This window comes from Streptomyces sp. NPDC007157, from assembly GCF_040634235.1.
In the GTDB taxonomy this organism is placed as follows: Bacteria; Actinomycetota; Actinomycetes; order Streptomycetales; family Streptomycetaceae; genus Streptomyces.
This window is the reverse complement of record NZ_JBEYFE010000033.1, coordinates 42,775-58,858: the sequence shown is the minus strand read 5'-3', so window position 1 is coordinate 58,858 and position 16,084 is coordinate 42,775. Positions and strand designations below refer to the sequence as shown.

The window sequence follows — 16,084 nt, the reverse complement described above, 5'->3', positions numbered from 1 at the left end:
ATGCACGTCCTCGTGGTGCACAACCGCTACGCCTCGGCACAGCCGAGTGGCGAGAACAAGGTCGTCGACCAGGAGGTGGAACTGCTGCGCGCGGCCGGCCACCGGGTCGAGGTGTTCGAGCGGCGCAGCGACGACATCGCCGGCCGGTCCCTCCTCGGCAAGGTCGCGGTGCCGCTCCTGGTGCCGTGGAACCCGGCGGTCCGCACGGAACTCGCCGCCCGGCTGCGCACCGAGCGGCCGGACGTGGTGCACGTCCACAACGTCTTCCCGCTCCTGTCGCCCGCGGTCCTGGCCGCGTGCGCCGACGCCGGTGTGCCCGCCGTCGCCACGCTGCACAACTACACCCAGGTCTGCCCGCCCGGCACGCTGCAGCGGGACGGCCGCCCGTGCACCGAGTGCGTCGGATCCGCGCCGCTGCCCGCCGTCCGGCACGGCTGCTACCGGAACTCCCGCCTCGCGACGGTGCCGCTCGCGGTCAGCCTGTCGGTCAACCGGCGGCGGTGGTGGTCCGGCGTCGAGCGGTTCCTCTGCATCTCCGCGGCACAGCGCGACGTCCTGGTGCGGTCCGGCATGCCGGCCGAGCGACTGGCGGTGAAGCACAACTTCGTGCCCGACCCGGGCACTTGCCGGGAAGGCGAGGGAGAACATCTGCTCTACCTGGGCCGGCTCGCGGAGGCCAAGGGCGTACGGCTGCTCATGGCCGCGTGGGACGAGATCACGGCGAGCGGCGGTGTGGGCGTGCCGCTCGTGATCGCCGGCACCGGGCCGCTGGAGCCGGCGGTGGCCGCCTGGGCGGCGGGCCGGGACGACGTGCGCTGCGTCGGCCTGCTGGACACGGCGGAGTGCCGGAAGGCCATCGAGCGGTCGGTGGCCGTGGTGGCTCCCTCGACGTGGCTGGAGGCGTTCGGCCTGGTGGTCGTCGAGGCGATGGCGGCCGGGGTCCCGACCGTCGCCGCCGGCCACGGCGCCTTCGTCGAACTCGTCGAGGACGGAGTCACCGGGCTGCTGCACGAGCCCGGCGAGGCGGGCTCGCTCGCGTCCCGCATACGCCGGATCGCGGCCGAGCCGGACCGCAACCGGGAGATGGGCCAGGCGGCCCGCCGCCGCTACGAGCAGGGATTCAGCCCGGCCGTCGGCCTGGAGCGCCTGCTGGAGGAGTACCGCACCGCGATCGCGGGACGGTCGGCACAGACTCGCGGCGGGGACACCCGCGCGAGCAGGGGGGATGGGGACAGCACATGACACGATGCCGACTCTGCGGCTCGGAAGCGATGGCGAGCGTCGTCGACCTGGGGGCGACGCCGCCGTGTGAGAGCTTTCTCGCCGCGGACCAACTGGATGAGCCGGAGCCGGCGTACCCGCTGCACCTGCGGGTCTGCACCGACTGCTGGCTCGCGCAGATCCCGCCGCTGATCACGCCGGAGGAGACGTTCAAGGAGTACGCCTACTTCTCCTCCTACTCGACCTCCTGGGTGGAGCACGCGCGCACCTTCGTCGCCGGCGCCGTCGAGCGGCTTCCGCTCGGCCCCGACGCCTTCGTGGTCGAGGTGGCGAGCAACGACGGATACCTGCTGAGGCACGTGGTGGACCAGGGGATCCGCTGCCTCGGCGTCGAGCCGTCGGTGAACGTCGGCGCCACGGCGCGGGAGGCGGGCGTGCCCACGCTCACGGAGTTCCTCTCCCCGGAGACCGGCGCCGCGGTCCGCGAGGAGCACGGTCCGGCGGACCTGGTCGTGGCCAACAACGTGTACGCGCACATCCCCGACGTGGTCGGATTCACCAAAGGGCTGCGCGCCCTGGTCGCCGACGACGGCTGGGTCTCCATCGAGGTCCAGCACCTGCTGACCCTGATCGAGGAGAACCAGTACGACACGATCTACCACGAGCACTTCCAGTACTACACGGTCGCCTCCGCGATCCGGGCCCTGGCCAGCGGCGGACTCGCGCTCGTGGACGTCGAGTTGCTGCCCACACACGGCGGCTCGATCCGGCTGTGGGCCCGGCCGGCCGAGGTGGCCGGCGAGCCGACGCAGCGGGTGGCAGACGTCCTGGACCGCGAGAAGGCCGCCGGACTGCAGGAGCTGTCCGGGTACACCGAGTTCTCCGCCCGGGTGGCCAAGGTCCGCCGGGACCTGCTGCGATTCCTCATCGACGCGGCCGAGCGCGGTGAGACGGTCGTCGGCTACGGCGCCCCGGGCAAGGGCAACACCCTGCTCAACCACTGCGGCATCCGACCCGACCTGCTCCCGTACACGGTCGACCGCAACCCGTACAAGCACGGCAGGTTCACTCCGGGGACCCGCATCCCCATCCTGGCGCCCGAGCAGATAGCCGCCGACAAGCCGGACTACGTCCTCGTCCTCCCGTGGAACCTGCGGGCCGAACTCGCCGAGCAGCTGTCCTTCGTCCACGAGTGGGGCGGCCGGCTCGTCTTTCCCATCCCGGAACTGAGCGTCGTCGAGGGCGTCTTGAAAGAGGTCACAGCATGAAGGTCGTCCTGTTCTGCGGCGGTTACGGGATGCGGATGCGCAACGGAACCTCCGACGACGTGCCCAAACCGATGGCGATGGTCGGCCCGCGACCGCTGATCTGGCATGTCATGCGCTACTACGCGTACTTCGGGCACAAGGAGTTCATCCTCTGCCTCGGGTACGGGGCTCACCACATCAAGGACTTCTTCCTCAACTACGAGGAGACGACGTCCAACGACTTCGTCCTGCGGGGCGGGCGGACCGAGCTGCTGTCCACCGACATCGCCGACTGGACGATCACGTTCGCGCAGACCGGCATCGAGTCACCCATCGGGGAGCGGCTGCGCCGGGTGCGGCACCACCTGGACGGCGACGAGATGTTCCTCGCCAACTACGCCGACGTGCTCACCGACGCCCCGCTGCCGGAGATGATCGACCGGTTCGCCCGGCGTGACGCCGGGGCGTCGATGATGGTGGTGCCGCCGCAGTCGTCGTTCCACTGTGTGGAGCTGGGCGAGGACGGCCTGGTGGGCGGCATCACCGCGGTGAGCGAACTGCCGCTGTGGGAGAACGGCGGGTACTTCGTGCTCCGCCAGGAGGTCTTCGACCACATACCGGAGAACGGGGACCTGGTCGCCGACGGATGCGCCCAACTGGCCAAGCAGGGGCGGCTGGTGGCCCATCAGCACCGCGGCTTCTGGAAGCCGACCGACACCGTGAAGGAGCGGGCCGCGCTCGACGAGGCCTACTCCCGGGGCGACCGTCCGTGGGCCGTGTGGGAAAAGGACGTCGCGGGGGTGCGTGCGTGATCCGGCTCGGGGCCGGTCGGCTTGACCGGATCGTCGCGGTGGGCGCGCACTGCGACGACATCGCCATCGGCGCCGGCGGCACGCTGCTGACGCTGTGTCAGGCCCGACCGGGCGTCCGCGTCGACGCGCTGGTGCTCTCCGGCGGCGGCAGTGAGCGGGAGCAGGAGGAACAGGCCGCGCTCGCCGCCTTCTGTCCGGACGCCGACCTGCGGCTGACCGTGCACAAGCTGCCGGACGGCCGGCTGCCCGCGCACTGGGAGGAGGCCAAGGCCGCGGTCGAGGAACTGCGCGCGCAGACCGAGCCGGAGCTGGTCCTCGCGCCGCGCACCGATGACGCGCACCAGGACCACCGCGGCCTGGCGAAGCTGATGACCACCGCGTTCCGTGACCACCTCGTGCTCGGTTACGAGATCGTCAAGTGGGACGGCGATCTCGGCCGACCGGCGGCGTACCAGCCGCTGGCGCCGGAGACCGCCGAACAGAAGGTGCGGCTGCTGCAGGAGCACTACCCCTCGCAGCGGCACCGGGCCTGGTACGACCGGGAGGCCTTCCTCGGCCTCGCCCGGATCCGCGGCATCGAATGCCACGCGCGCTACGCCGAGGCGTTCGCCGTCACCAAACTCACGCTCAACCTGGGGGGTTGAACCACCTTGCGCGTACTACTGACCGGACACCAGGGCTATCTGGGCACCGTGATGGCCCCGGTCCTCAAGGCTGCCGGACACGAGGTCGTCGGCCTCGACGCCGGCCTGTTCGCCGACTGCGTCCTTGGCCCGCAGCCCGCCGACCCGCCGGGGGAGCGGGTGGACCTGCGCGACGTCACGGCCGACCACGTGGCCGGGGTGGACGCCGTGATCCACCTGGCCGCGCTCTCCAACGACCCGCTCGGCTCCCTGGCGCCGGAACTCACCTACGACATCAACCACCACGCGTCCGTACGGCTGGCCCGACTGGCCCGCGACGCCGGAGTACGGCGCTTCCTGTACGCGTCGACCTGCTCCGTCTACGGCGCCTCCGGCGGCGACGACCTGGTGGCCGAGGACGCCCCGCTGCGCCCGGTGACGCCCTACGCGGAGTCGAAGGTGCGGGTGGAGGACGACCTGCACGCGCTGGCCGACGGCGACTTCACCCCGGTGTTCATGCGCAACGCCACCGCCTTCGGCTACTCGCCCCGGCTGCGCGCCGACATCGTGCTCAACAATCTTGTCGGCCACGCGCTCCTTTCCGGCGAGGTGTTGGTGCTCTCCGACGGCACCCCCTGGCGCCCGCTGGTGCACGCCGCCGACATCGCACGCGCCTTCACGGCCGCGCTGACCGCGCCGCGCGAGGCGGTGCACGACCGGGCGTTCAACATCGGCAGCGAGGTCAACAACGTCACCGTCGCCGAGATCGCCGAGCAGGTCGCCGAGGCGGTGTCCGGCGCGAAGGTGGTGATCACGGGGGAGAACGGTGCCGATCCGCGGTCGTACCGGGTGGACTTCTCCCGGTTCCGCGCCGCGATTCCCGGCTTCGACTGCGAGTGGACGGTGAAGCAGGGCGCGCTCGAACTCGCCGACGCCTACCGAAAGTTCGGGCTGACCCGGGAGGACTTCGAGCAGCGCTTCACCCGGCTCGCCGTGCTGCGCGCGGCGTCCGACGCCGGCACCGTCGACGACACCCTCAGGTGGCGCCGGTGACCGACGTGAGCGAGGAGATGTACGCGCTGGTGGAGCGAATGTACCCGCTCTGCCGCAGCATCACCGGCGACGGTGTGCGCGCCACCCTGGACATCGTCGGGGAGTACATCCCGCTGCAGGTGTACGAGGTGCCGACCGGGACCCAGGTGCTCGACTGGACGGTTCCGCAGGAGTGGAACATCCGGGACGCGTACATCGCCGACACCGCGGGCCACCGGGTCGTCGACTTCGCCGAGTCCAGCCTGCACGTGCTCGGCTACAGCGTGCCGGTGTCGGCGACCATGCCGCTCGCCGAACTGCGCGGACACCTGCACACCCTGCCGGACCACCCGAGTTGGGTGCCGTACCGCACCAGCTACTACAAGCCGGAATGGGGGTTCTGCCTGTCCCAGGAGACCCTGGACGCGCTGCCGGACGGTGAGTACGAGGTACGCATCGACTCCACCCTCGCGGACGGCCACCTCACCTACGCCGAGTACGTGGTCCCCGGGCAGGTCGCCGACGAGGTGATCGTCTCCTGCCACGTCTGCCACCCGTCGCTGGCCAACGACAACCTGGCCGGCATCGCGGTGGCGACGTTCCTGGCCCGGGCCCTTGCGGAGCAGACGGCGTACTACACCTACCGGTTCCTGTTCGCACCCGGCACCATCGGGGCGATCACTTGGCTGGCCCGCAACGCGGAGCGGGTGGACCGGGTCAAGCACGGCCTCGTGCTGGCCTGCGCGGGGGACCCGGGCCAACTGACGTACAAACAGAGCAGGCGCGGCGACGCGGAGATCGACCGGGTGCTGCGGCACGTGCTGACCGCGTCCGAACGCCCGCACCGGGTAACCGAGTTCACTCCGTATGGCTACGACGAGCGTCAGTTCTGCTCGCCCGGTTTCAATCTGGGCGTGGGCTCGCTCACCCGGACCCCGTACGCCGGCTACCCCGAGTACCACACCTCGGCGGACAACCTGGACTTCGTCTCCCCGGCGGCGATGGCGGACACCCTCGCCGTCTGCCGCGAGGCGTTCGCCGTCCTCGACCGCAACCGGCGGTACCTCAACCTCAGCCCCTACGGCGAACCGCAACTGGGCCGACGCGGGCTGTACGACGCGCTCGGCGGCCGCAGCGACACCAAGCAGGCCCAGATGGCCATGCTCTGGGTGCTCAACCTCTCCGACGGAGAGCACAGTCTGCTGGACGTCGCCGAGCGGTCCGGGCTGCCGTTCGACACCGTCGCCGGCGCGGCGGGCGCGCTGCTCGGCGCCGGGCTGATCAAGGAATGACACGGATGACCACCGAGGGGGAGAATCCGCAGAAGACGGCGCCACCGGCCGTGTCGGCCAAGCGGGCCCTGGTCGGCCGGCTGTCCTGGGGACTTGCCGACCAGGCGGCCTCCAGCATCAGCAACTTCGCGGTGGGCATCTACGTGGCCCGCTCGCTGGGGGTGACCGCGTTCGGTGTCTTCAGCCTGGCCTGGGTGACCTACGGCGTGGTGCTCAACGTCTCCCGTGGCCTGGCTACCGACCCGCTCGTGGTCCGCTTCAGCGGCGTCCCGGAGGCCTCCTGGCGCGGGGCGGTGGCCCGCTCGACGGGTACCGCGCTCGGCGTCGGCGCGGCCCTCGGCGTGGTGTGCCTGGCGGCCGGGCTCGGCCTCGGCGGCCGGGTGGGGCCCGCCTTCGCCGCCCTCGGCATCATGCTGCCGGGGCTGCTCCTCCAGGACGCCTGGCGGTTCTCGTTCTTCGCCGCCGGCGCCGGGCGGAAGGCGTTCGTCAACGACGTCGTGTGGGGCATCGCACTCGTCCCGGCCATGGTGGTGGCGGCCCACGTGGACAGCGTGGCCGCCTTCGTGCTCGCCTGGGGCGCGTCCGCCACGGTGGCCGCCGGCTACGGCTACCTCCAGTCCGGCATCCGGCCCCGGATGACCGAGGCACGCGGCTGGCTGCGCGAACAGCGCGACCTCGGCTACCGGTACCTGGTCGAGAACGTCAGCCTCAGCGGCGCCAGTCAGGTACGGGCGTACGGGCTCGGCGCGATCGTCGGGGTGAGCGCGGTGGGCGCGGTGCGGGGCGCCGAGCTCCTGATGGGCCCGTTCCTCGCCGTGCTGATGGGTCTTTCGCTGGTCACCGTCCCCGAGGCGGCACGGGTGCTGCGGCGGGCCCCGCACCAACTGGGCAGGTTCTGCCTTCTCCTGGGCGGGGGACAGGCTGCCGGAGCGCTGCTCTGGGGCTCGGCGCTGCTGCTGATGCCGGACCGGCTCGGCGGACTGGCGCTCGGCGACGTCTGGCACTCCTCCTCGCACCTCATCGTGCAGATCACCCTCAGCGTCGCGGGAGCGGGCCTCGGCACCGGCGCGGCGGCCGGGCTGCGCGCGCTCGGCGCGGCCCGGCGCAGCCTGCGCTGCCAGCTGTTCGCCTCCGCCTGCTATGTCGGCGGCGGGCTCGGCGGGGCGGCCGTCGCCGGCACGGCCGGTTCGGCCTGGGGCGTCGCCGCCGCGACCGTCAGCGGCTCGGCCGTGTGGTGGCTGCAACTGCGGTCCGCCCTGCGCGAGCACCACCACAACCCCATCCCCGAAGTGAGGACCTCATGACCGCCCGACCCAGGCTGAGCATCGGCCTGCCCGTGTACAACGGCGAGGAGTACCTGGCCGAGTCGTTCGACGCCCTGCTCGGCCAGACCTACGAGGACTTCGAACTGATCGTCTCCGACAACGCCTCGACCGACGGGACCCAGGACATCTGCCGCAAGTACGCAGCGCAGGACTCACGCATCCGCTACCTCCGGCTGCCCCGGAACATCGGTGCCACGCCGAACCACAACCATGTGCTGGCCGAGTCCCGCGGCGAGCTGTTCAAGTGGGCCTCGCACGACGACCTGTACGGCCGCGACCTGCTGCGGTGCTGCGTGGAGGCGCTGGACGAGCGGCCGGACGTGATCCTCGCGCACACCGGCCAGGCGGTCATCGACGGCGACGGCCAGGTGACGGTCCCCTACGAGTACACGCTCGCCACCGACTCGCCGCACGCACCGGAGCGCTTCCGCAGTCTCCTGTTCGAGCCGGGCGGCGACGACTTCTACGGGGTGATGCGGGCCGACATGCTGCGCCGGGTGAGACCGATGGACAGCTACCACCACGCGGACCGCACGTACGTCGCCGAGATCACCCTGCACGGGCCCTTCCACCAGGTGCCGGAGCTGCTGTACTTCCGCCGCGACCACCCCACCCGCGCCGAGCGGGCGAACCCGTCCAAGCGCTCCCGGTGCGTCAACCTGGACCCGCGCCGGGCAGGCCCGCTGCACCCGACGCCCCGGTTGCTCGCCGAGTACGTCTGGGGCTTCGCCTCGGCGATCCGACGGGCGCCCCTGTCCCCGGCCGACCGGCGTGCGTGCTACCGCCACCTGGCCGGGTGGCTGACCAGCCGGGTCCGGCCGGGCGCCGGCGAGCGGGTCGAGGACCGTGCCCCGGTCGACCCGGCCCTGCTCACGGTCTCCGTCGACGCCCTCGTCGCCGGCCGAGAGGGGAGGCAGGCATGACGTCCGCGGACGAAACCCCGGTGCGCGTCGGGGTGTTCGGCCTGCTCGGCTCCGGCAACCTCGGCAACGACGGGTCGCTCGAGGCCGTCCTCGGGTACCTCCGCGCCGAGCACCCGGAGGCGGTCGTGGACGCGCTGTGCGGCGGACCCGAGGCCGTGACCGCCCGGTTCGGGATCCCCGCCACGCGGCTGCACTGGAACCGCGCGGAATACCGGACCGCGTCACGTGCGGGCGCGATCACGGCGAAGGGGCTAGGCAAACTCGTCGACGTCTTCCGCACCGCCGCCTGGGTGCGCCGGCACGACGTGGTGATCGTGCCGGGCATGGGCGTCCTGGAGGCCACCCTGCCGCTGCGGCCGTGGGGCTTCCCGTACTCCCTGTTCCTGCTCTGCGCGAGCGGCCGGCTGCTGCGTACCCGGGTCGCGCTGGTCAGCGTCGGCGCCGCCGAGATCGGCAACCGGCCCACCCGGGCCCTGGTCCGATGGTCGGGGCGCCTGGCCGCGTACCGGTCGTACCGGGACCCCCAGTCCCGTGACGCGATGCGGGCGATGGGCGTGGACACCGCGCGCGACGAGGTCTACCCGGATCTGGCGTTCGCCCTGCCGACACCGCCGGCGAGCGCGCCTACGGGTGCGCCCGGCCCGGTCTGCGTCGGTGTCATGGACTTCCACGGCGGCAACGACGACCGCGCCCGGGCCGAGGAGATATACCGGCGCTATCTCGACGGGACGATCCGGTTCGTCCGCACGCTGGTCGAGGAAGGCCGGCCGGTCCGGCTCCTCACCGGCGACCAATGCGATGCGTCGGTGGTCGCCGCGATCCTCGACGCGGTGGACTCACCGCTGGTCACCGCCGCCGAACCGGCCTCACTGGCCGACCTGATGAAGGAGATGGTGGCCGCCGACACCGTGGTGGCGGTCCGCTACCACAACCTGATCTGCGCGCTGAAGACCGGAACGCCGGTGCTCGCTCTCAGCTATGCGGCGAAGAGCGACGCGCTCATGGCCAGGATGGGCCTCGGCGCGTACTGCCACCCGGCGCGCGAGGTCGACGCCGGCCGGCTGCTGGAGCAGTTCCGGGCGCTGGAGAAGCGATCGCCCGAACTGCGGCAGACCCTCGCCGAACGGAACCTGGCCGCCGCCCGCCAACTGGAGGACCAGTTCACCTCGTTGACCGCGGCCGTGTTCCCCGCGACCGACCACACCCACGCCCGGCAGGAGTCTCCATGAAAGCGACCGAAGTCCCGGAGATCGCCGGCGCGTACCTCTTCGAGCCGACGCCGTACGCCGACGAACGCGGCTTCTTCTGCCGCACCTTCGACGCCGACGTGGTCCGTTCGGTGGGCCTCGACCCGCACGCCTTCGTCCAGGACAGCGTGTCGCGCTCGGTCCGGGGCGTGCTGCGCGGCCTGCACCTGCGCTCCGGCGCCGGCGAGGCCAAGTTGGTGCGGTGTTCGTACGGGCGGATCTTCGACGTCGTCGTGGACCTACGGCCGGACTCGCCGACCTACCGCAACTGGGCCTCCTTCGAACTGTCCGGCGAAACACAACCAACTCTTTACATTCCGGCGGGATGCGCGCACGGTTTTCAGGCACTGACCGACACCGCCGACACCTCGTACCGGATCGACCGCCCGCACGATCCGGCCCAGGACGTGACCATCGCCTTCGACGACCCCGAGCTCGCCATCCCCTGGCCGCTGCCGGTCGCCCTGATGTCCCAACGGGACCGGGAGGCGCCGAGCCTCGCCCAAGTCCTGAAGCACAGAGAAAGCTGAGGTCCCCGTGGACACCCAAGTGCTTGACCTGCCCCTGTCGCGGACAGCCAACGAGCGGCTGCACGCCATGATCCCCGGGGGCGCGCACACCTACGCCAAGGGCGACGACCAGTACCCCGAGAACCTGGCCCCGGTCATCAGCCACGGCAGCGGTGCCCACGTGTGGGACGTCGACGGCAACCGCTACATCGAGTACGGCTCCGGCCTGCGGTCGGTCAGCCTCGGCCACGCCCACCCACGCGTGCTCGAGGCGGTACGGCGGGAACTCGACCGCGGCAGCAACTTCGTCCGGCCGTCCATCGTGGAGGTCCAGGCCGCGGAGCGCTTCCTGGCCACGGTGCCGACCGCCGAGATGGTGAAGTTCGCGAAGAACGGCTCCGACGCCACCACCGCCGCGGTACGCCTCGCCCGCGCCGTCACCGGGCGCCCGCGGGTGGCCATCTGTGGCGACCATCCGTTCTTCTCCGTCGACGACTGGTTCATCGGTACCACGCCGATGTCCGCCGGCATTCCGGCGGCGACCAACGAGCTCACCGTGGCGTTCCCCTACGGAGACCTCGCCGCCACGGAGGAACTGCTCACCCGGTACCCGGACGAGATCGCCTGCCTGATCCTGGAACCCGCCACCCACACCGAGCCGCCGCCCGGATACCTCGCCGGCCTGCGCGAGCTGGCCGACCGGCACGGCTGCGTTCTGGTCTTCGACGAGATGATCACCGGCTTCCGCTGGTCCGAGGCGGGCGCCCAGGGCCTGTACGGCGTCGTCCCCGACCTCTCCACGTTCGGCAAGGCGCTGGGCAACGGATTCGCCGTCTCCGCGCTGGCCGGCCGCCGTGACCTGATGGAACGGGGCGGACTGCGCGATTCCGGCGAGCGGGTGTTCCTGCTGTCCACCACGCACGGTGCGGAGACGCACTCCCTGGCAGCCGCGATGGCCGTGCAGACCGTCTACGTCGAAGAGGGCGTCACCGCGCGGCTGCACGCCCTCGGCGAGCGGTTGGCCGCCGGTGTCCGCGACGCCGCGGCCGCCATGGGCGTCGGCGACCACGTCGTCGTCCGGGGCCGGGCCAGCAACCTGGTCTTCGCCACCCTCGACGAGAACCTGCAGCCGTCACAGCGGTACCGCACCCTGTTCCTGCGGCGGCTCCTCGCGGGCGGGGTGCTGGCCCCGTCGTTCGTGGTGAGCAGCGCCCTCGACGACGCGGACCTCGACCGCACCATCGACGTGGTGGCCCAGGCATGCGGGGTGTACCGGAAGGCACTGGACGCCGCCGACCCCACCCCCTGGGTGTCCGGGCGAGCGGTGAAGCCCGTGTTCCGCCGCTTGGCGTGACGCGACGTCAGCGGCGCGTGCGCCGGCCTGCGTCGGTCGTCCGGTCGGTCACCCGGTCGGTCGTCCGGTGGGTCACCCGGTCGGCCGCCCGGTCGACCAGCCACGCGGTCGCCGGTGTCACCGCCAGCGCGGTGCACCAGCCGCCGAGGGCGTCGGTCGGGTAGTGCGCGCCCAGGCCGACCTCCGCCCAGCCCATGGTGGCGCCGGCGACCAGCGCCGCGGCGACCACGAGTGACATGCCGGCCGCCCTGCCGAGGCCGAGCCGACCGGCCGCGAGCAGCGCCGCCACGAGGGCGAGCGCGGTGAAGAAGGCAGTGTGCCCGCTCGGGTAGGACAGGTTGCCGGCGCCGTGGATGGTGCGTCCCACCAGGTGCTTGAGCAGCGTGGTCGTCCCCACGGTCAGGCCGGCGCCGGCGACGACGAGGACCGCTGCGCGGGGACGCCGCAGCAGCAGGCAGCCCGCCACGCCGGCCACGATCAGCAGCGCCGATCCCGCGGGCTCCCCCAAGAAGTCCAAGGCCAGAGCGACGTGCCGCCACGGCGGCGGCACACTGTCCGCCGTCGGCCGGATGAGCCACCTGTCCACTCCGCTGGGCTCGCCGTGGCCGGCGAACAGGACCCCGAGCGCGACGACCACCAGGGTGGCGAGCGCCGCGATCAGCCCGAACCATCCGCGCGACGACGGGGGCAGCACCGCGCGCGCCGCTCCTGCCAGGCGATCCAACGCGAGCCCCCCGTTGTCTCCGACTCACCCTCCAGCGACCACAACCGCCTCGCGTCAGGCTCTGCTCTTCACCCTAACCAACAATCCGCCGGGACATACGAGCAGTGTCGCAACGGCTCCGCGGTGCCCGGAGGGGCAAAGCTCCCTCCAGGCAACCGACTTGGGGCTCTAGAAGAACCCGAGCCTCTTCGGGCTGTACGAAGTGAGAATGTTCTTCGTCTGCTGGTAGTGGTCCAGCATCATCTTGTGGGTCTCGCGGCCGATCCCGGACTGCTTGTAGCCGCCGAACGCCGCGTGCGCCGGGTACGCGTGGTAGCAGTTCGTCCACACCCGGCCCGCCTGGATCGCGCGGCCCGCGCGGTACGCGGTGTTGGCGTCGCGGGTCCACACGCCCGCGCCGAGGCCGTACAGCGTGTCGTTGGCGATTTTGATCGCGTCGTCGAAGTCGTCGAAGGACGTCACCGACACGACCGGGCCGAAGATCTCCTCCTGGAAGATCCGCATCCGGTTGTCGCCCTCGAAGATCGTCGGCTGGACGTAGTAGCCGCCCTTCAACTCGCCGTCGTACTCCACGCGTTCGCCGCCCGTGAGGATCTTCGCGCCCTCCTGCCGGCCGATGTCCAGGTAGGAGAGGATCTTCTCCAGCTGGTCGTTGGAGGCCTGCGCGCCGATCATCGTGTCGGTGTCGAGGGGGTGGCCCGGCTTGATCTGCTGGGTGCGGGCGACCGCCGCCGCCATGAACTCGGCGTAGTGGCCGCGCTGGACGACGGCCCGGGACGGGCAGGTACAGACCTCGCCCTGGTTGAGCGCGAACATCGTGAAGCCTTCGAGGGCCTTGTCACGGAAGTCGTCGTCGTGCGCCCAGACGTCCTCGAAGAAGATGTTCGGGGACTTGCCGCCCAGCTCGAGGGTGACCGGCTTGATGTTCTCCGAGGCGTACTGCATGATCAGCCGCCCGGTGGTGGTCTCCCCGGTGAACGCCACCTTCGCCACCCGCGGGCTGGAGGCCAGCGGCTTGCCCGCCTCCACGCCGAAGCCGTTGACGATGTTCACCACGCCCGGCGGCAGCAGGTCCGCGATCAGGCTCATCCAGTAGTGGATGGAGGTGGGGGTCTGTTCGGCCGGCTTGATGACGACGGCGTTGCCGGCCGCCAACGCGGGCGCCAGCTTCCAAGTGGCCATCAGGATGGGGAAGTTCCACGGGATGATCTGCGCCACGACCCCGAGCGGCTCATGGAAGTGGTACGCCACCGTGTCGTCGTCGATCTCGCTCAGCGAACCCTCCTGCGCACGGATCGCCCCCGCGAAGTAGCGGAAGTGGTCGATGGCGAGGGGGATGTCCGCGGCCAGCGTCTCCCGCACCGGCTTGCCGTTCTCCCAGCTCTCGGCGACCGCGAGCGGTTCGAGGTAGGCCTCCATCCGGTCGGCGATCTTGAGGAGGATGTCGGAGCGCTCGGTCACCGACGTACGGCCCCAGCCCGGCGCGGCCGCGTGCGCGGCGTCCAGCGCCCGCTCCACGTCCTCGGCGGTGCCCCGCGCGACCTCGGTGAACGGCTGTCCGTTCACCGGCGACGGGTTCTCGAAGTACTGCCCGCGGGCCGGCGGCACGTACTCGCCGCCGATGAAGTGGTCGTAGCGCGCCTGGTAGGAGACGATCGCGCCCTCGGTGCCGGGCGCCGCGTAACGGGTCATGGTGGCCTGCCTCCTTGCAGATGCGCTGCCCGCCGTTGGGCAGCTCCGCGCGCAGGCTAGACAGGCGGAGGTTGCGCCCACGTTGCACCGCAGGTCAGCGCGCCGGCGACGCCAACTCGGACTCCAGCGCGGTCAACCGGCTGCGGACGACCGCCGTCGGCCGCACCGCCGCGAGGGCCCGCCACACCTCGACATCGTCCTCGCCCCACGGAGCGTGCGCCCAGTCCGCGAGCAGATCGGGGTCACGGCGCGCGATCAGCGCGGCCCGCAGCCCGTCCGCCAGCCGCTGCCTGAGCAGTACGACCGCCGGCGCCTGCGAACTGGGCAGCAACGGACCCGGGTACGCCGTCACGGCCGCCGTCACCGCCCCCGCCTCCAGCCGCCGCTCCACGACGCTCACGTCGGACTCGACCGGACCGGTCAGCCGGTACGGCCGCGAGGCGAGCAGCCCGGGCCCCAGCAGCCGCCGCAGCCGGGCCAGTTCGGCCCGCAGCGTCACCGGCGTCACCGACTCGTCCTCGTACAGCGCGCACAGCAGCTCGTCGCCGGTCAGCCCCTCCGGGTGGCGGGACAGCAGCACCAGCAGCTCGCTGTGCCGGCGGCCGAGCCTGATCCGGTGCCCGTCCAGCCGGAGTTCGGCCTCGTCACGGCCGAGCGCCGTCAGCGCGGGCGCCTCGGCGGCGGGCGTCGGCGGATCCAGCAGCGCCAGCTGCGACTCGGCGGCCCGCGCCACCGCCTGTACGAAGCCCAGGCTGTGCGGATGCGCCAGCCGGTCGCCGCCGGTGATGTCGACGGCACCGAGCACCCGCCCGGTGCGCGGATCGTGCACCGGCGCCGCCGCACACGTCCACGGCTGCACCTGGCGGATGAAGTGCTCCGCGGCGAACACCTGCACCGGCCGGTCCACGGCCACCGCCGTCCCCGGCGCGTTGGTGCCGACCGCGGTCTCCGACCAGCGCGCGCCCGGCACGAAGTTCATCAGGTCCGCCCGGCGCCGGGTCGCCGGATGCCCCTCCACCCACAGCAGCCTGCCGTCCGCGTCGCACACCGCCAGCAGATGCTCGCCGTCCGCGGCGAACGTGCCCATCAGCTCCCGGACCAGCGGCATCACTCTGGCCAGCGGATGCTCCGCCCGATAGGCCCCGAGGTCGCCGTCCGTCAGCTCCACCCGTGCCGCGCCGTCCGGTCCCACCCCGGCCCGTGCCGAACGCCGCCACGACTCGGCCACCACCGATCGCACCGGGCGCGGCACGGTACCCGCCGTGGTGAACGTCTCGTGTGCCCGGCGCAGCACCCGGACGCGTTCGGCAGGGTCGGCCCCCGGCTCCAGGGCCACCCACGGATCGGTCAACTCGGCCTCCCCGGACGGCGATGCGGCTGGGGACATCGTCACTCGGGGTGTTCGCTCCGACAACCGTTTCGACCGCCTTGACTCGCTCTCACTCCGAGGACAGGCCGACCAGTCTCATGTACCGGACCCAGTCCCAGTACTTTCCCGGATCCGTGTGGTCGGTCCCCGGCACCTCGACATGGCCGATGATGTGGGCGCGGTCCTTCGGGATGCCGTATCGGTCGCAGATCGACGCCGTCAGCCGCGCCGACTCCGTGTACAGGGCGTCGGTGAAGTACTCCGGCTTGGTCACCCAGCCCTCGTGCTCGATGCCGACACTGCGTGTGTTGTAGTCCCAGTTCCCCGCGTGCCAGGCGACGTCCGACTCCCGGACACACTGCGCCACATGGCCGTCGGCCGAACGCACCAGATAGTGCGCGGACACCCGCTTCTTCGGGTTCTGGAAGATGGACAGGGTGCCGGCGTACGACTGCTGTGTGACATGGATGATCACCCGGTCGATGTCGTACTCGTCGGGGCGCTGGGCCGGCGTACCGTTCTCACCGCTCGCCGCCTGCCACTCGGCCTTCGGGTAGTCGACGACTCCGGTGTACGCGCCCGCGCGGCCCGCGGGGAGCAGCGCGTAAGGGACTGCGGCGAGGGCCGCGCCCTTCAGGAGCAGTCGCCTGCTGGGGAGCGGTCGTGCCCGGTCCATGGATGAGGTGCCTTTCGGAAGCGTGCCTGAAGCATGGG

Annotated in this window: 15 protein-coding genes; 11 read left to right on the top strand and 4 right to left on the bottom strand. The window is 71.7% G+C overall.

The genetic code is table 11. The features are described from left to right. From ABZ642_RS40070 to ABZ642_RS40020, 11 genes are read left to right on the top strand one after another with little or no spacing between them, the layout of a single operon-like run. Window positions 1-1,242, top strand: coding sequence for a glycosyltransferase (locus tag ABZ642_RS40070; RefSeq protein WP_360494487.1), 1,242 nt, complete (start codon window positions 1-3; stop codon window positions 1,240-1,242). Beyond that, complete coding sequence (locus ABZ642_RS40065) at window positions 1,239-2,489, top strand: class I SAM-dependent methyltransferase (RefSeq protein WP_360494484.1); 1,251 nt, start codon at window positions 1,239-1,241, stop codon at window positions 2,487-2,489. The genes ABZ642_RS40070 and ABZ642_RS40065 overlap by 4 nt, the downstream gene beginning before the upstream one ends. Next, window positions 2,486-3,280, top strand: coding sequence for a sugar phosphate nucleotidyltransferase (locus ABZ642_RS40060; protein ID WP_360494481.1), 795 nt, complete (start codon window positions 2,486-2,488; stop codon window positions 3,278-3,280). The genes ABZ642_RS40065 and ABZ642_RS40060 overlap by 4 nt, the downstream gene beginning before the upstream one ends. Further along, window positions 3,277-3,924: a PIG-L deacetylase family protein gene (locus ABZ642_RS40055; RefSeq protein ID WP_360494478.1), complete on the top strand. Its 648-nt coding sequence runs from the start codon at window positions 3,277-3,279 to the stop codon at window positions 3,922-3,924. Before ABZ642_RS40060 ends, ABZ642_RS40055 begins: the two co-directional genes overlap by 4 nt. A 6-nt stretch (window positions 3,925-3,930) precedes the next feature. Next, window positions 3,931-4,956, top strand: coding sequence for an SDR family oxidoreductase (locus ABZ642_RS40050; RefSeq protein WP_360494475.1), 1,026 nt, complete (start codon window positions 3,931-3,933; stop codon window positions 4,954-4,956). Beyond that, complete coding sequence (locus ABZ642_RS40045) at window positions 4,944-6,227, top strand: DUF4910 domain-containing protein (protein WP_360494472.1); 1,284 nt, start codon at window positions 4,944-4,946, stop codon at window positions 6,225-6,227. The genes ABZ642_RS40050 and ABZ642_RS40045 overlap by 13 nt, the downstream gene beginning before the upstream one ends. 5 nt (window positions 6,228-6,232) lie before the next feature. After that, a complete protein-coding gene (locus tag ABZ642_RS40040) occupies window positions 6,233-7,531 on the top strand; it encodes a hypothetical protein (protein ID WP_360494469.1) in 1,299 nt (432 codons plus the stop codon). Beyond that, window positions 7,528-8,475, top strand: coding sequence for a glycosyltransferase family 2 protein (locus ABZ642_RS40035; RefSeq protein WP_360494466.1), 948 nt, complete (start codon window positions 7,528-7,530; stop codon window positions 8,473-8,475). The genes ABZ642_RS40040 and ABZ642_RS40035 overlap by 4 nt, the downstream gene beginning before the upstream one ends. Beyond that, window positions 8,472-9,704 carry a polysaccharide pyruvyl transferase family protein gene (locus ABZ642_RS40030; RefSeq protein WP_360494463.1) on the top strand — a complete coding sequence of 411 codons (1,233 nt, stop codon included), beginning with the start codon at window positions 8,472-8,474 and terminating at the stop codon, window positions 9,702-9,704. The genes ABZ642_RS40035 and ABZ642_RS40030 overlap by 4 nt, the downstream gene beginning before the upstream one ends. Continuing rightward, window positions 9,701-10,252, top strand: coding sequence for a dTDP-4-dehydrorhamnose 3,5-epimerase (gene rfbC, locus ABZ642_RS40025; protein ID WP_360494460.1), 552 nt, complete (start codon window positions 9,701-9,703; stop codon window positions 10,250-10,252). Before ABZ642_RS40030 ends, rfbC begins: the two co-directional genes overlap by 4 nt. Window positions 10,253-10,259: 7 nt before the next feature. Continuing rightward, window positions 10,260-11,585 carry a glutamate-1-semialdehyde 2,1-aminomutase gene (locus ABZ642_RS40020; RefSeq protein ID WP_360494457.1) on the top strand — a complete coding sequence of 442 codons (1,326 nt, stop codon included), beginning with the start codon at window positions 10,260-10,262 and terminating at the stop codon, window positions 11,583-11,585. A gap of 7 nt (window positions 11,586-11,592) precedes the next feature. On the opposite strand, the gene ABZ642_RS40015 is transcribed toward ABZ642_RS40020, so the two are convergent. The 4 genes from ABZ642_RS40015 to ABZ642_RS40000 all read right to left on the bottom strand — a co-directional run bounded on the left by ABZ642_RS40015 (window position 11,593) and on the right by ABZ642_RS40000 (window position 16,046). Beyond that, a complete protein-coding gene (locus ABZ642_RS40015; RefSeq protein WP_360494581.1) occupies window positions 11,593-12,300 on the bottom strand; it encodes a phosphatase PAP2 family protein in 708 nt (235 codons plus the stop codon). A gap of 177 nt (window positions 12,301-12,477) precedes the next feature. Further along, window positions 12,478-14,001 (bottom strand): aldehyde dehydrogenase family protein, encoded by a 1,524-nt coding sequence (locus ABZ642_RS40010; RefSeq protein WP_360494454.1) that lies wholly within the window; start codon window positions 13,999-14,001, stop codon window positions 12,478-12,480. A 94-nt stretch (window positions 14,002-14,095) separates the two neighbouring features. Then, complete coding sequence (locus ABZ642_RS40005) at window positions 14,096-15,388, bottom strand: GAF domain-containing protein (protein ID WP_360494451.1); 1,293 nt, start codon at window positions 15,386-15,388, stop codon at window positions 14,096-14,098. A gap of 52 nt (window positions 15,389-15,440) precedes the next feature. Beyond that, on the bottom strand, window positions 15,441-16,046 hold the full coding sequence (locus ABZ642_RS40000) for an N-acetylmuramoyl-L-alanine amidase (protein WP_360494448.1): 606 nt from the start codon (window positions 16,044-16,046) through the stop codon (window positions 15,441-15,443). Window positions 16,047-16,084: the final 38 nt, after the last annotated feature.

What these genes read in the sequence shown, in the direction of transcription:
- ABZ642_RS40070 (WP_360494487.1), top strand. Translation starts at nt 1, where the DNA reads ATGCACGTCCTCGTGGTGCACAACCGCTACGCCTCGGCACAGCCGAGT.
- ABZ642_RS40065 (WP_360494484.1), top strand. Translation starts at nt 1,239, where the DNA reads ATGACACGATGCCGACTCTGCGGCTCGGAAGCGATGGCGAGCGTCGTC.
- ABZ642_RS40060 (WP_360494481.1), top strand. Translation starts at nt 2,486, where the DNA reads ATGAAGGTCGTCCTGTTCTGCGGCGGTTACGGGATGCGGATGCGCAAC.
- ABZ642_RS40040 (WP_360494469.1), top strand. Translation starts at nt 6,233, where the DNA reads ATGACCACCGAGGGGGAGAATCCGCAGAAGACGGCGCCACCGGCCGTG.
- ABZ642_RS40035 (WP_360494466.1), top strand. Translation starts at nt 7,528, where the DNA reads ATGACCGCCCGACCCAGGCTGAGCATCGGCCTGCCCGTGTACAACGGC.
- ABZ642_RS40030 (WP_360494463.1), top strand. Translation starts at nt 8,472, where the DNA reads ATGACGTCCGCGGACGAAACCCCGGTGCGCGTCGGGGTGTTCGGCCTG.
- rfbC (WP_360494460.1), top strand. Translation starts at nt 9,701, where the DNA reads ATGAAAGCGACCGAAGTCCCGGAGATCGCCGGCGCGTACCTCTTCGAG.
- ABZ642_RS40010 (WP_360494454.1), bottom strand. Translation starts at nt 14,001, where the DNA reads ATGACCCGTTACGCGGCGCCCGGCACCGAGGGCGCGATCGTCTCCTAC.
- ABZ642_RS40005 (WP_360494451.1), bottom strand. Translation starts at nt 15,388, where the DNA reads ATGTCCCCAGCCGCATCGCCGTCCGGGGAGGCCGAGTTGACCGATCCG.
- ABZ642_RS40000 (WP_360494448.1), bottom strand. Translation starts at nt 16,046, where the DNA reads ATGGACCGGGCACGACCGCTCCCCAGCAGGCGACTGCTCCTGAAGGGC.